The sequence below is a fragment of the Hungatella sp. L36 genome, assembly GCF_014288035.1.
Window position 1 is genome coordinate 64,389 of record NZ_JACOPC010000002.1, and the last position, 13,647, is coordinate 78,035.

12 protein-coding genes are annotated in these 13,647 nt (G+C 53.5%); 11 read left to right on the forward strand and 1 reads right to left on the reverse strand.

Annotation, left to right across the window (positions count from 1 at the left end):
- Positions 1–52: 52 nt before the first annotated feature.
- Positions 53–730 (reverse strand): GntR family transcriptional regulator, encoded by a 678-nt coding sequence (locus H8S80_RS05880; protein ID WP_002604377.1) that lies wholly within the window; start codon positions 728–730, stop codon positions 53–55.
- Positions 731–926: 196 nt separating this feature from the next.
- Between H8S80_RS05880 and H8S80_RS05885 the strand changes: the two genes are divergently transcribed.
- From H8S80_RS05885 to H8S80_RS05935, 11 genes are all read left to right on the forward strand, one after another.
- Positions 927–1,940: a M42 family metallopeptidase gene (locus tag H8S80_RS05885; protein ID WP_025531278.1), complete on the forward strand. Its 1,014-nt coding sequence runs from the start codon at positions 927–929 to the stop codon at positions 1,938–1,940.
- Positions 1,941–1,959: 19 nt separating this feature from the next.
- The gene (locus H8S80_RS05890; protein WP_181987951.1) at positions 1,960–3,276 is read left to right on the forward strand and encodes an amidohydrolase family protein; all 1,317 of its coding nucleotides are present in this window, start codon (positions 1,960–1,962) and stop codon (positions 3,274–3,276) included.
- Positions 3,277–3,294: 18 nt separating this feature from the next.
- Positions 3,295–4,851 (forward strand): ABC transporter substrate-binding protein, encoded by a 1,557-nt coding sequence (locus tag H8S80_RS05895; protein ID WP_025531280.1) that lies wholly within the window; start codon positions 3,295–3,297, stop codon positions 4,849–4,851.
- Between the two features lie 32 nt (positions 4,852–4,883).
- Positions 4,884–5,834, forward strand: a complete 951-nt coding sequence (locus H8S80_RS05900) for an ABC transporter permease (protein WP_002604373.1) — start codon at positions 4,884–4,886, stop codon at positions 5,832–5,834.
- A complete protein-coding gene (locus tag H8S80_RS05905; RefSeq protein WP_117632135.1) occupies positions 5,827–6,693 on the forward strand; it encodes an ABC transporter permease in 867 nt (288 codons plus the stop codon). Before H8S80_RS05900 ends, H8S80_RS05905 begins: the two co-directional genes overlap by 8 nt.
- A gap of 12 nt (positions 6,694–6,705) precedes the next feature.
- The gene (locus H8S80_RS05910) at positions 6,706–7,695 is read left to right on the forward strand and encodes an ABC transporter ATP-binding protein (protein WP_002604371.1); all 990 of its coding nucleotides are present in this window, start codon (positions 6,706–6,708) and stop codon (positions 7,693–7,695) included.
- Complete coding sequence (locus H8S80_RS05915) at positions 7,695–8,663, forward strand: ABC transporter ATP-binding protein (protein WP_029466230.1); 969 nt, start codon at positions 7,695–7,697, stop codon at positions 8,661–8,663. Before H8S80_RS05910 ends, H8S80_RS05915 begins: the two co-directional genes overlap by 1 nt.
- 1 nt (position 8,664) lies before the next feature.
- Positions 8,665–10,617: an FAD-dependent oxidoreductase gene (locus tag H8S80_RS05920; RefSeq protein ID WP_117632137.1), complete on the forward strand. Its 1,953-nt coding sequence runs from the start codon at positions 8,665–8,667 to the stop codon at positions 10,615–10,617.
- Positions 10,604–10,882, forward strand: coding sequence for a 4Fe-4S dicluster domain-containing protein (locus H8S80_RS05925; RefSeq protein WP_117632139.1), 279 nt, complete (start codon positions 10,604–10,606; stop codon positions 10,880–10,882). The genes H8S80_RS05920 and H8S80_RS05925 overlap by 14 nt, the downstream gene beginning before the upstream one ends.
- A gap of 90 nt (positions 10,883–10,972) precedes the next feature.
- Positions 10,973–11,959: a MerR family transcriptional regulator gene (locus H8S80_RS05930; RefSeq protein WP_117632141.1), complete on the forward strand. Its 987-nt coding sequence runs from the start codon at positions 10,973–10,975 to the stop codon at positions 11,957–11,959.
- Between the two features lie 290 nt (positions 11,960–12,249).
- Positions 12,250–13,596, forward strand: coding sequence for an MATE family efflux transporter (locus H8S80_RS05935; protein WP_002604365.1), 1,347 nt, complete (start codon positions 12,250–12,252; stop codon positions 13,594–13,596).
- Positions 13,597–13,647: the final 51 nt, after the last annotated feature.

The following is a 13,647-nucleotide window of genomic DNA, read 5'->3' on the forward strand; positions in this document are numbered from 1 at the left end:
GAATAACGACGCCTCTCCCGCCTGTTGAGGTTGGGAGAGGCGTTGTCAAAAATTATAGGCAGTGGCATTGAAATAAATATTCCATCGCATAAGACAGGGAAGTATTCAGATGTTCCTTCATCAGTGAAGCGGCCAGCTGGTAATCCTTCTGTAAATACGCCCCGTAAATCTTTAAATGTCCGCGTTCTATTTCCCGTTGGTGCTGCAGTGACGCCTCATACATATTGGAGAAGATCGTCAGCTGGCTCCTCTGTTTCCCGGCGGCGCGGGCCAGGCGGCTGTTGGCGCAGTAATCGTAGAAGATCAGATGAAAATGATCAGAATAGCCTGTCCATGTCCTGATTTCCTCTTCCGTGAGACTTTCTGTCTCTAAAACCTTTTCCGTATAATGTATATTTTCCGCCAGTGCCTTCTGTACCTTTTCCTGATCCGGATAGTGAGAGGTATAGAGAATGGCCAAGGCATCTAAATCCCCCATAAATTCATAGAGCTCTTTCAAGTCCTGTTCCCCGATACTTATGACATTGACGCCGATGTTGGAGTAGGAGACGACCAGTTCTTCCTCCGCAAGCCGGGTCAGCGCCTCGCGGATCGGGGTGGAGCTGACTCCGAAGCGTTCCTGTAAGTGTTTTAGCGTTAATTTCTCGCCGAGCCGGATTCTCTGTGTCAGAATATCCTGACGGAGAATATCGTAGATTTGCCCGGAGAGAGTGGTTTTATTTAAATCCATGCCGTATCCTTCCTCATTAAAAAACTCATATCCATCATTTATATTCATATTACAACAGAAAAAATAGTAGGTCAACCTTATTATTTTACATTTTGCAAAATGCATATTGCAAAATGTAATCATAGATGGTACAATTCTTAAAACAATAATTATGTGACGCGTTAAAGCGAAAAAGCAGAGAACGGGAGAAGGACATATGAGAAACGAGGAATTACTGAAACGGCTGACCCAGGCCCAGGGAATCGCCGGCTATGAAAAAGAAGTGAGAGAGCTGATTGAGAAGGAAGCCGCAGCCTATGCGGACGATATGATAACGGATGCGATCGGTAATCTGATAGTAATTAAGAAAGGACAGGGAGGCCCGCAGTCGAAGAGGATCATGTTTGCGGCCCATATGGACGAAATCGGTTTCATGGTGAAGAAGATCGAGGAGGACGGCCGTCTTCGTGTCTGCAACGTGGGGTGGAACTGGGCGGCCTCGGCTTACAACGCCAGAGTGCGGTTCCGCAACGGCGTAACCGGCGTGTTTGGCTGTATGGGAGCCATCGAGGACGCCCATAACGATGTGGGCAAGCTCTATATCGATATCGGAGCAAAATCTAAGGAGGACGCATTAAAATACGTTAAAGTCGGCTCCGTCTGCGGCTATTACGGAGAATACGTGGATCTGCAGAACAATCTGGTGTGTTCCAAATCCCTGGATGACCGGATCGGCTGCTACCAGCTTCTGGAGGCGCTGAAGGAGAATGACGGCACGTATCCAAACGATATTTATTATGTGTTTACCGTGCAGGAAGAAGTGGGATGCAGAGGTTCGAAGCCGACGGCAGAGCGGATTCGTCCCGATATCGGCATTGCGGTGGACATCACACCGGCCCACGATTATCCCTGCGATCTGGAAGGCAGCAATACCGTGGGAAAGGGCGTTGCGATCAAATACGCGGATCCGTCGGTAATCTGCGACGAGGAAGTGGTTGCAGCCATGGAGGAATGCTGTGAATGCGAACGAATTGCATGGCAGCCCGAAGTCATCGACAAGGGCGGAACGGATGCATCCAGCATGAATATGTCCGGTGTCGGAGCCAGGGCGGGCGGAATCGCCGTCGTGACCAGATATCCCCACTGCCAGAGCTGTGTAGCCTCAAAGGATGACATCGAGGCGGGAGCGAGATTATGTACGGCAATTTCAAAGCATGAATTCCGCTTCTGAGTGGGATGGGAGGCGCCGGGTGAAACAGTACATATTGACACATGGAAACCTCCTGACGATGAGGGACCGCACCATAAAATACGATACGGATATCCTGATCAGGGACGGGAAAATACAGAAAATCGGCCGGAATCTGACTGCATTTGCAGCTCAGGAAGCGGCGGAACCCGTGAATGGATTAAACGGTGAAGCAGATGCCTGGAGATGCGAGGCAGATACATTAAACGGTGAAACAAAGTTCCTCGATATAAGCGGCCGGTACGTGATCCCCGGGCTGATTGACAGCCACTGCCACTACGACGCCGATTATATGGGAAAGATGTTCCTGGCCTGCGGCGTTACTTCCGTCAGAAACATGCGGGGGTACAAACGCCACGCTGAATATGCCGCGGAGACGCTGGCAGGAAAGCGGACAGGCCCCTATATCTATTCCAGCGGTCCCATCTATGACGGAGAAGATCCGAGTATACCGGACAATTCCAATGAGATCATCCGCACGGAGGCGGACGTGGAGCAGGCGATCGAGTATACGATCCGGAATGGGTTCTTGTGGCTAAAGACGTATCCGTCCATTGAGCCGGAGCTGTACCGGTATCTGCTTAAACGAGCGAGACAGCAGGGGCTTCCCGTATGCGGCCATATGAGCAAGAAGCTGGACGACAAGGTGCTGGCAGACGCCGGCTATTACTGCTGTGAGCACAGCAGCTCCCTTCCGTCCCACAAGGCCGATATCCGCTATCTGGCCGAAGCCGGGATGTGGTTTACTCCCACACAGGCCGTATGCGAAACACTGCCGGACTATGTCTGGAACGGTAAAATGCTGCCGGAGCTGGAGCATTTTAAAGATCTCCCGGAATGTGAGCGGAAGAGCTGGGAGAACAGAAACAGGAAAATCATCGAGAGCTACCGCAGCCAGGGCGTTCGCCCCGATATCCGTGTGGTGATCGGCAGAGGACGAACCTTTCTGGAATATTCGGACCGGTTCATGGCCGGCACAGACTGCGCTTATCCGGGAATTATCCCAGGCTTTTCCATGGCAGATGAGCTGGAGAAGCTGGTGGAGCTCTACGGATGCACGGCTTTCGAGGCTCTGAAGGCGGCTACGGTCAATCCGGCCGCACATATTGGCCTGGAAGAGAAGAAGGGAAGTATCCGGGAAGGCATGGATGCCGATTTCGTGGTGCTGGATGGGAATCCACTGGCCGATATCGGAAATGTGAGAAAAGTCCGCATGGTATTCCAGGGTACGAATTTATACGATGAGGAGACCATCAGGGCCTACGGCAGTAAGGCGGGTTTCCTGAAGAAAGAAGAGATCGAATTTATCCATTGGTAAAGAGAGAGGAGCAAGATTATGAAAAAGGGTATGGCAGTTATTCTGGCGGCGGTGACGGCGCTGTCGCTTACCGCCTGCGGCGGTTCAGGAACCGCAGGCAATACACAGAACGATACACAGAGTCAGTCATCGGAGACGGGCGCGGGTGCGTCCAGCTCCGGAAATACCGATATGGTGGTGGCCATGGGCGCCGATATTGACACGCTTCATCCGTCGGATTACTCCACTACCGCAGAGCTTACGGTTTTAAACCAGCTCTATGACACGATGATGTATATGAATCCGGATGGCGAACACGATCCGGAGCCGCGTCTCGCGGAATCATACGAGGTGAGCGAGGATGGAAAGACCTACACCTTCCATCTGCGGGAGGACGCCACCTTCCACGACGGCACGCCGGTTACGGCAAAGGATGCGGTATTTTCCCTGAATCTGTATAAGGATTCCCAGTACCAGAATTCCCAGGTGACGGGACTGGCGAGCGCGGAAGCTGCAGATGACCACACCGTGGTCTGCCACCTGGATAATCCGTACTCCCCGTTCCTGCTGGGGGCCTGTTCCGTCCATATCGCTTCCGAGGCGTATTATGAAAAATCGGCCGACGACTTTGTCAATAAGCCGGTGGGCAGCGGCCCGTACAAATTTACGGGAAGAAGCAAGGGAAGCAGTGTAACGCTGGAAGCGTATGACGGCTACTACCGCGGGGATGCGGCGATTAAAAAAGTGACCTTCGAGGTCATTCCGGACCAGTCTACCATGGCGATCGCCATTCAGACGGGCGAGGTGGATTTTGCGGAAATCGACTCGGCCAGCCTTCCGCAGCTGAAGGCGGACAAAAATGTCACCATCGCTGAGATTCCAACCTCCAGCTTCTCCTATGTATGCATGAACCTGGATAAGGCACCATTTGATGACGTGAGAGTGCGCCAGGCGTTAAACTATGCCATCAACCGCGAGAATCTGGTGCAGATCTGCTATGACGGAGAGGCCACGGTAAACTCCAACTTATGTTCCGCCAACCGGTTCGGCTACTCCGAGGAACAGCCGAAATACGAGTACGATCCGGAGAAGGCCAAATCCCTTCTGGCCGAGGCAGGCATCACGACGCCGTATCAGCTGGGAGAAATGCTGGTGGCCGAAAAGTATTCCAATCTCGCCACCGTAATCCAGAATGATTTAAAGGCAGTCGGACTGGAGACGACGATTTCCGTAAAGGAATTTAATTCCTATATCGGAGATCTGACCAGCGGCAGCTATACCATCAGCGCACTGAATATGACGCTGGAGGGGGATACCCAGATGATGGAGATGGCCTTCGCCAGCGATTACATCGGAACTGCCAACAATGCCAGATATTCGGATGCGGAGATGGATGCGCTGTTTGACAGGACACGGGTTTCCAACGACAAGGAAGAGCGCGCGGAGCTCTTTAACCAGATCTTTACGAAAGCGCAGGAGGAAGCCATCTACGTTCCGCTGGCTAATCCGCTTACGCTGTTCGCATACAGCTCTTCACTGAAATGCCCGGAAATTCCGTACGAGGCAGTGTATTACATCTATGATTTTGCCTGGTAAGGCTTTAATCCGTGGAAGGGAGGACATTCTCCATGACCAAATACGTGGCCAAGCGGCTTCTGTACATGATTCCTGTTTTGCTCGGAGTCGCATTTTTAGTATTTTCCATCTTATCTATGACGCCGGGAGATCCAGGTTCCATTATCCTCGGAATCACGGCGTCGAAAGAGGATATCGCGGCTCTGAACGCGGAATTCGGGTATGACAAGCCGTTTCTGATCCGCTTTTTTAACTACATCGGGGATATCGTATTCCATTTTAATCTGGGAGTATCCTACCAGAGCCGGCAGCCGGTCATACAGGATATTGTCGCCAGGTTCCCGAACACACTGCTTCTGACCGTATTTTCCATGTCCCTTTCCGCTTTTATCGGAATACTGCTTGGGATTGTCTCTGCGGTGAGACAGTATTCCGTGCTGGACCATACGTGCGTGATTGTGGCGCTGGTGTTTGCCTCCATACCGGGATTCTGGCTGGGGCTCATGCTGATGCTGGTATTTTCCCTGCATCTGGGGCTGCTGCCATCCTACGGCGCAGGCACTCTGAAGCATTTTATTCTGCCTACCATAACCATATCCTTAGGGTCGGCCGCCAGCCTGCTCCGCCTCACCAGATCCGCCATGCTTGAGACGGTGAGGCAGGAGTATATCCGGACGGCCAGGGCCAAGGGAGCGGGCGAGAAACGGATTATCATGCGCCATGCGCTGAGAAATGCCCTCCTGCCGGTCGTCACAACGCTGGGCACCAGCTTCGGGGCCTCCTTAGGCGGCGCGATCATTGCGGAGACCGTGTTTGCCATGCCGGGGATGGGAACCTTAATCACGACGGCTATCCGGCAGAAGGATATTCCCGTGGTCATGGGCTCCACCCTGTTTCTGGCATTTTTATTCAGCCTTATCATTCTTCTGGTCGATGTCCTGTACGCCTTCATCGATCCGAGAATCAAGGCCAAATACCAGGAGGGAGGAAAGAGCCGTGGCTAAGGGAAAGAAACGCAAGAACGCCATCCGGAACGAAGTCTGGTACCGGTTTAAGAAGAATAAGGCGGCCATGCTCGGCCTCGTTATCCTGGTGGTGATCGTCGCCATCGCCGTGTTTGCCGACCTCATTGTCCCCTATTCCAAATGCATCGAACAGGACGGGGGTGCAAGACTTCTGATGCCGGGAGCCGCGCATTTCTTCGGGACGGATGAATACGGCCGGGACTTATTTGCCCGTGTGGTTCACGGTTCCAGGTATTCTCTCTTCATCGGCGTGTCCACCAGCTTAATGGCGCTGGTGATCGGCGCCGTGCTGGGAGCCAGCGCGGGATATTTCGGCGGAGTGATCGACAATACCATCTGCCGCATCATGGACGTGTTTATCTGCGTGCCGCCGATTCTCATGTCTCTGGCCGTGGTGGCGGCGCTGGGAACGAACTTAAAGAACCTGATTATCGCAATTACCATATCGTGTATTCCGGGGAATGTCAGACTGATCCGGTCGGTGGTCATGACTGTGGCCGAACAGGATTACATCCGGGCGGCAAAGTCCTACGGGACCTCCAATGCGCGCATTATTTTCAGATACGTGCTGCCCAACGCCATGGGGCCGATCATTGTAAACACGACGATGAGCATTTCCGGCATGATCTTATCGGCCGCAGGCTTGAGCTTTATCGGCATGGGAATCCAGCCGCCGTCTCCGGAATGGGGCGCGCTGCTCTCCGGTGCTCAGAAGTATATGTTTACTTCACCGTATCTGCTGTTTTTCCCGGGTGTCTTTATTCTGCTCGCTTCCCTGGCGTTTAATCTGGTGGGGGACGGACTTACCGACGCCCTGGATCCCAAACTGAAGGACTAAGGAGGTGGCGCAATGAGTGAAACGATACTGGAGATCGAAAATCTGTCCGTGGTATACGAGACGGATATGGAGACGGTGCACGCCGTAAACGGAATCAGCTTCTCCCTGGGAAAAGGGGAGACTCTGGGGCTGGTGGGAGAGACGGGGGCCGGAAAGACGACGACGGCGCTGACCATCCTGGGGCTTTTGCCGGAACGGACAGGAAAGATTACGGGAGGAGCCATCCGGTTTGAGGGGACGGAGCTTGGGAAACTGAGCGCCCATGAGATGGAGAAAATCCGGGGAGCCAGAATATCCATGATATTTCAGGATCCCATGTCGGCCTTAAATCCGGTCCTCACAGTGGGCAGCCAGATCGCCGAGGCCCTGGAGCTTCACAACACCGACGGCCTGTCAAAGAAAGAGATTGAAAAGCGGGTGGAGGACACTCTGGAGATGGTAGGTATTCCGAAAGAGCGGAAGGCCAATTATCCCCATCAGTTCTCCGGCGGCATGCGCCAGCGCGTGGTGATCGCCATGGCCCTGATTCTGAGTCCGGAGCTTTTAATCGCGGATGAACCGACGACCGCCCTTGACGTTACCATACAGGCGCAGATACTGACGATGATCTGTGACCTTCAGAGAAAATACGAAACCAGCGTAATCATGATTACCCATGATTTGGGGGTGGTTGCGGAGACGTGTGACAAGGTGGCCATCGTCTATGCCGGGGAGATTGTGGAGTACGGAACGCTGAGCGATATCTTTAACGGCGGCAGGCACCATCCCTATACGGAAGGGCTGTTTGGATCCATTCCCAGCCTTACGGAGGAGACGAAGCGCCTTCATCCCATCGAGGGAATTCTGCCGGATCCGACGAACCTGCCGAAGGGCTGCAAATTCTCGCCCCGGTGTACGAAGTGCATGGAGCCGTGCAGTCTGACAGCACCGGCCGTATATGAGGAAAACGGCCATCTGATCCGCTGCCATCTGTACCGCGATAACAAAGGAGGGCAAGAGTGATGGAAGATCTGCTGTTGGATGTAAAACATTTAAAAAAATATTTTGGAACGCCCTCCGGTCTGCTTCACGCAGTGGATGATGTGAGCTTTTCCGTTAAGCGGGGAACGACGCTGGGAGTCGTGGGAGAATCCGGCTGCGGAAAATCCACGCTGGGTTCCACGCTTTTATACCTTGACGAGCCCACGGGCGGCGAGATCCTGTTTGAGGGAACGAACCTTCAGAGTGTAGGAAAGAAGGAATTCAAACGGATACGCCCCAGAATGCAGATGATTTTTCAGGATCCCTACTCCAGCTTAAACGGGCGCATGAATGTCCGGCAGCTGATTGCGGAACCCCTGATCGTCAATAAGGTCTGTAAGGATAAGAAGGAGATCGAGGCGCGGGTGGATGCCATGATGGAGACCGTCGGCCTGGCCAGACGCCTTGCGGGCGCCTATCCGCACGAGCTGGACGGAGGCCGGCGCCAGAGAATCGGAATTGGCCGGGCGCTGATTATGGAACCGGCCTTTGTCGTATGCGACGAGCCGGTGTCGGCCCTCGACGTGTCGATTCAGGCTCAGATTTTAAATCTCCTGATGGACCTTCAGGACAGCATGAATCTGACGTATCTGTTTATTACACACGATCTGTCTGTGGTCAAACACATATCCGATGAGATCATGGTCATGTACCGGGGGAAATGCGTGGAACAGGCATCGTCGGCCGAGCTTTTCAGGAAGCCGCTCCATCCGTATACGAGAGCCCTTCTGGCGGCGATCCCCGATCCCAGCCCGGAATCGAGGAACAAGAAGAGGAGTCTTCTCCAGGGAGAGGTGGCCAGTCCGGTGAATCCGGGGCCTGGATGCCGGTTTGCGGCGCGGTGCCCGTTTGTGAAAGAGGAATGCAGGACCGGCGAGATTATGCTTGAAGAAGTCAGCCCGGGACACTTTGCGGCATGTCCGGGATGCGTGGACAGAATGGAGGAGTAAAATGAGTGCAGAAACATACAGCTGGCCCTATGCCAATGAGATTGGGGATGAGGAGACCGTAACCAGCGATGTCCTTGTCCTGGGCGGCGGGCTGGCGGGCTGCTTTGCCGCCATAGCCGCGGCCAGAAAAGGAAAATCCGTGGTGCTGGTGGAAAAGGGGGCCGTGGAACGAAGCGGTTCTGCAGGAACGGGTTTTGACCACTGGGAATCAGCCTGTACCAATCCCTGTTCCGGGGTGACGCCCGAAGAGATCGCGGAGGCCTACGTCCATGAACAGGACTGGTACAGCAATGGAATCGCCCACTACATCGAATGCCGCGAGGGATACGACCGGCTCCTGGACCTGGAGTCTTTCGGCGGAAAGGTGAGGGATACCGGAGATGAATTTAAGGGCGCAGAGTTTCGGGATGAGAAGACGAAGCTGATGTTTGCCTATGACTATAAAAACAAATTTACCCTGCGCGTCTGGGGGACCACCTTTAAGCCTGCCCTGGCGCGGGAACTGAAGAGACTGGGCGTGAAGGTGTATGAGAGGACGGAGGCCACGGCTCTGCTTACCGCGGTAAAGGACGGAAAGAAGAAGGGAGCCGGGGCCTGCGGAATGGATGTCCATACGGGAAAATTCTATATCTTCCGGTCGAAGGCCACGATTCTCACCATGTCCAGGCCGGCCAGAGTCTGGCTGTTTAATCCGGATCTGGTGGGCTTATGCGAATTTCGTCCCATGCAGAGCATCGGAAGCGGCCATGCCATGGGCTGGCGGGCCGGAGTGGAATTTACCATGATGGAGAAATCGGTGCGCGCGGAATTTTCGGGTGCAGGAAGAAGTTTCCCCGCATACGGAACCGGCAATAACCACAATACCTGGTACGCGGCCACCATGGTGGATGCCAGAGGCGTGGAGATTCCATACGTGGACCGTGACGGAAAGGAACTGAAAACCGTATCCGAGCGGTACTATCCGGCCCGGGGCCAGAAATTCTTCCTAAAAGGCGGAGTCATCGACAATCCGAAGTATGAATACCGGGGGCCGGAAACTCTGGACTTCGAGGAACTGATCCGCCGGGGATACCAGCTCCCGTTCTATGCGGATTTGAGCCGCATGCCGGAGGATGAACGCCGCGTTATCTGGGGAATGATGGTCGGCGAGGAGGCGAAGACCAGAATTCCGATTCTGGAAAATTATACCGAACGGGGATTTGATCCGGAAAAGGACATGCTCCAGAGCTACGGCACCGGCTGGCAGTCCGCCAGCTTTCTGGAGCAGGAGCGCCAGTTCTTCGGAGCGCCGGGCGGAATCATGCACGACTGGGATTTAATGACGAACATCGATGGCGTCTATGCGGCCGGAGACCAGCTGTACGCCTCCGACTGCGCGGGATTTGCCTGTGCCACGGGATATTACGCGGGAAGAAAGGCGGCAGACTGCGCTTCGGATCATGAGTTGGAGGATTTTAGCAGGGAAGAGGCCGATCGGGAAAAAGAGAGGCTGTACGCGCCTCTTTACGTGAAGGATGGAACCAACTGGAAAGAGCTGAATATGGCGATATCCAAGGCAATGCAGAACTACTGCGGCGGTGTGAAATGTGAGGAGCTTCTAAAAGAGGGGCTGGACCTTTTGGAGAGCTATGAGCGGGAGGTGGTTCCCACTCTGTCGTGCGCCAACCCTCACGACCTCATGAGAACCCATGAGGTCCTGGATATTCTGACCGTGGCCCAGCTGGTGCTTCACGCCTGCCTGCGGCGGCGGTCCAGTTCGCAGCCGCTGTGCTTTCAAAGAAGTGATTATCCGCAGATGGATCCGGAAGGGGAACGGCGCCATATCGTCATCCGCCAGGAAGACGGCCAGGTGAGGGAGCGAAGCGTTCCTCTCGATTTCTTCGGAAATCTTCAGGAGGAGTACGAACGGCGCAACCAGGATTATATGGAGGAGATCAGCCATGAAAAAGCCTGAATTTACAGTGAAGCCGGTTGCCAGCAGCGCCAGGCCGATCATTTACGATGAAAGCCTCTGTATCGGATGCAACCGGTGTGCATCGGTCTGCCAGTGCGATATCCTGCTTCCGTCAGAAACGAAGGGAAAACCGCCCATTGTTATGTATCCGGGAGAATGCTACTACTGCGGCGCCTGCGTCATGGCCTGTCCGGTAAAAGGGGCTGTCAGGCTGGAGCATCCCCTGATGAACCGGGCAAAGTTCGTGCCGGTGAGAGAAAAATAAAATGAAATGCATGATCGCATGAATTACAAAAAACAGTTGACTTCGACACCGTGTCGTCGTTTATACTCAAGTCATGAGGAGGTGAGAACCATGGAGCTTATGACTGTGAGCCAGGTGTCGAGGAGCCTGGGGATATCCACGAGGATGCTGCGTTATTACGAGCAGGCGGGCCTCGTGGAGAGCCTGCGGCAGGAGGGGTATGCATACCGGATCTACGATGAAAAGGCTGTACTGCGGCTGAAGCAGATTCTGCTGCTCCGCAGGCTGCGTATCCCTGTGCGCCAGATCAAGGCGATTCTGCTGAAGGAGGACGCGGTAGCGGCGATTGAAATATTCCGCGAGAACATTAGAAATCTAAATGAAGAAATGACGGCACTCTCTGTGGTCAAAGAGATATTGAACCATTTTGTGGAAGAACTGAGCAGAACCGCAGAACTGCCTTTGGAGAAAATTCTGCTGAAGGATGATGTTCTGGCAGACTCCATTGAGTCTTTCGGCCTTATCAGTATTAACTTTAAGGAGGATCAGACGATGGAGAAATTAAAGAAAGCGGAAGCAGGACTGTCCAGAATCGGGGATGTACGGATTATCTACCTGCCGCCTTCCGCTGTGGCGGCTGCCCACTATGTCGGCGATGAGCCGGAAATTCATGTGAATGAGATGCTGGACCGTTTTGTGAGGGAGACAGGTCTTCATAGAAGAAAGCCTGACTTAAGGCACTATGGCTTTAATCATCCGAATCCAACGGATGCGACCGGTTTCCATGGATATGAGAGCTGGGTGACGATCCCGGAGGACATGGAGGTCCCGGCTCCGCTTGTAAAGAAACTGTTTGTGGGAGGTATCTACGCCGCCCATATGATTTCCTTCGGCAGTTTTAATGAGTGGGATCTGCTGCTCAATTGGGTTAACAGCAATGAGAAGTACGAGTTTGCGGGGGATATGGCGGACCAGGAGCATATGTGCGGCCTGCTGGAGGAACACTTAAATTATATAAGCCATGTGGAACTGGCAAATACGGAGCCGGAAGAGTTTCAGCTGGATCTCCTGGTTCCGGTGAGAGAACGAAAAATATAAATCAAATGGAAGAGCCGCCGCACAAAAATGAGACACTCTGACAAATAAAAAGAGTACCGCGCAGTTTGGGGGAAAAGCGGTACTCAGGAGAAGTTGAACCTAGTATATCACGGCAGCGCGGCAGTGTGCAGAGACAGATTTGCCATATATTGGATAATCTTGTGATGAAGATCCCGGCAGGGATATTTTATTATGATTCTTTAATCTTGGAAATATTTTCCCGATGATGTATAATGGATAGGACTTTATTGCCGAAAAACGGCATTTTTTGATATTCGGGGGAAGAGACTGTGAAAAAAGACTGGGAATTATACCGCCGCTTTCTGTCGCTGGCGGTCGTTCTGGTGCTGCAGAATGTGGTGACACTGAGCGTTAATCTGGCAGACAATTTGATGTTGGGAGCGTATAGCGAGACGGCTCTGGCCGGGGTGGCCGCTGTCAACCAGATTCAGTTTGTGTACCAGCAGCTCCTGCACGCACTGGGAGACGGTGTGGTGATTGTGGGAAGCCAGTACTGGGGAAAGCATCAGACAGAGCCCATGAAGAAGCTCGCGTCGTCGGCCATGCGTTTCGCGCTGATTCTCTCGGCTGTTCTGCTGGCAGTCATGAGCCTGATTCCGTACCGTGTCATGGGAATCTTCACGCGCGACAGCGGAATCATCGAAGAGGGCGCCCGGTATCTCAATATCATTCGATTTACCTATCTGTTTTTTGCAGTGACCCAGATTCTGCTGGCTACGCTCCGCAGTGTGGAGACGGTGAAGATCGCATTTAAGCTGTCGGTGCTCACCCTGTTCGTCAACTGCGGAATTAATTACGTGCTTATAAACGGTCATTTCGGAGCACCGGAGATGGGCGTAGAGGGAGCCGCCATCGGCACACTGGCCGCGCGGATTCTGGAATGCGTTGTTTTAATTCTCTACATAGCGAAAAAAGAGACGAGACTCAACCTGAGATGGCGGGATTATCTCGCATGGGATCGTGTCCTGACCGGCGATTACTTAAAAATTACGATTCCCATGCTCACCGTGCAGGGGCTCTGGGGCGTCAACACAGCGCTGCAGACCGTAATTCTGGGGCATATGACGGCCAATGCCATCGCGGCCAACAGCGTGGCGTCGACCCTGTTCCTGATGGTGAAGTCCATGGCGGTGGGATCGGCCGCGGCCACGTCCGTCATCATCGGCAAGGCGGTGGGAACAGGGGACCGGGAACTGGCCAGAAGCTACGCGCGGAGCCTTCAGCGAGTCTTTGTCCTGATCGGGATTGTATCCGGTGCGATTCTGTTCTTTATTCGGATACCGGTGCTGGGCCTCTACGATTTATCGGCGGAGACCCGGGATATGGCCAATACGTTCCTGATTATCCTAAGCGTCGTATGCGTGGGAATGTCCTACCAGATGCCCACCAACAACGGAATCATCCGCGGTGGGGGAAATCCCATGTTCGTGGTCAAGATGGATTTGATCAGTATCTGGCTGATCGTCATACCGGTCTCTCTTTTTATGGCGTTTGTCGTAAAGGCATCTCCGGTCGTGGTAGTCTGCTGCCTGAACGCGGATCAGATATTTAAGGTGGTTCCGGCATTCCTGGAAGTGAGGTATGGAAACTGGATGAGGAAACTGACAAGAGATTAGAATCCATGTTCCGGAAATTGAAAAAAGAGCTTCGAATTCAGTTTAGAATCA

Bases quoted from the DNA above. Each gene is read 5' to 3' on its own strand.
- H8S80_RS05880 (WP_002604377.1), bottom strand. From the start codon at position 730: ATGGATTTAAATAAAACCACTCTCTCCGGGCAAATCTACGATATTCTC.
- H8S80_RS05885 (WP_025531278.1), top strand. From the start codon at position 927: ATGAGAAACGAGGAATTACTGAAACGGCTGACCCAGGCCCAGGGAATC.
- H8S80_RS05895 (WP_025531280.1), top strand. From the start codon at position 3,295: ATGAAAAAGGGTATGGCAGTTATTCTGGCGGCGGTGACGGCGCTGTCG.
- H8S80_RS05900 (WP_002604373.1), top strand. From the start codon at position 4,884: ATGACCAAATACGTGGCCAAGCGGCTTCTGTACATGATTCCTGTTTTG.
- H8S80_RS05910 (WP_002604371.1), top strand. From the start codon at position 6,706: ATGAGTGAAACGATACTGGAGATCGAAAATCTGTCCGTGGTATACGAG.
- H8S80_RS05915 (WP_029466230.1), top strand. From the start codon at position 7,695: ATGGAAGATCTGCTGTTGGATGTAAAACATTTAAAAAAATATTTTGGA.
- H8S80_RS05920 (WP_117632137.1), top strand. From the start codon at position 8,665: ATGAGTGCAGAAACATACAGCTGGCCCTATGCCAATGAGATTGGGGAT.
- H8S80_RS05925 (WP_117632139.1), top strand. From the start codon at position 10,604: ATGAAAAAGCCTGAATTTACAGTGAAGCCGGTTGCCAGCAGCGCCAGG.
- H8S80_RS05930 (WP_117632141.1), top strand. From the start codon at position 10,973: ATGGAGCTTATGACTGTGAGCCAGGTGTCGAGGAGCCTGGGGATATCC.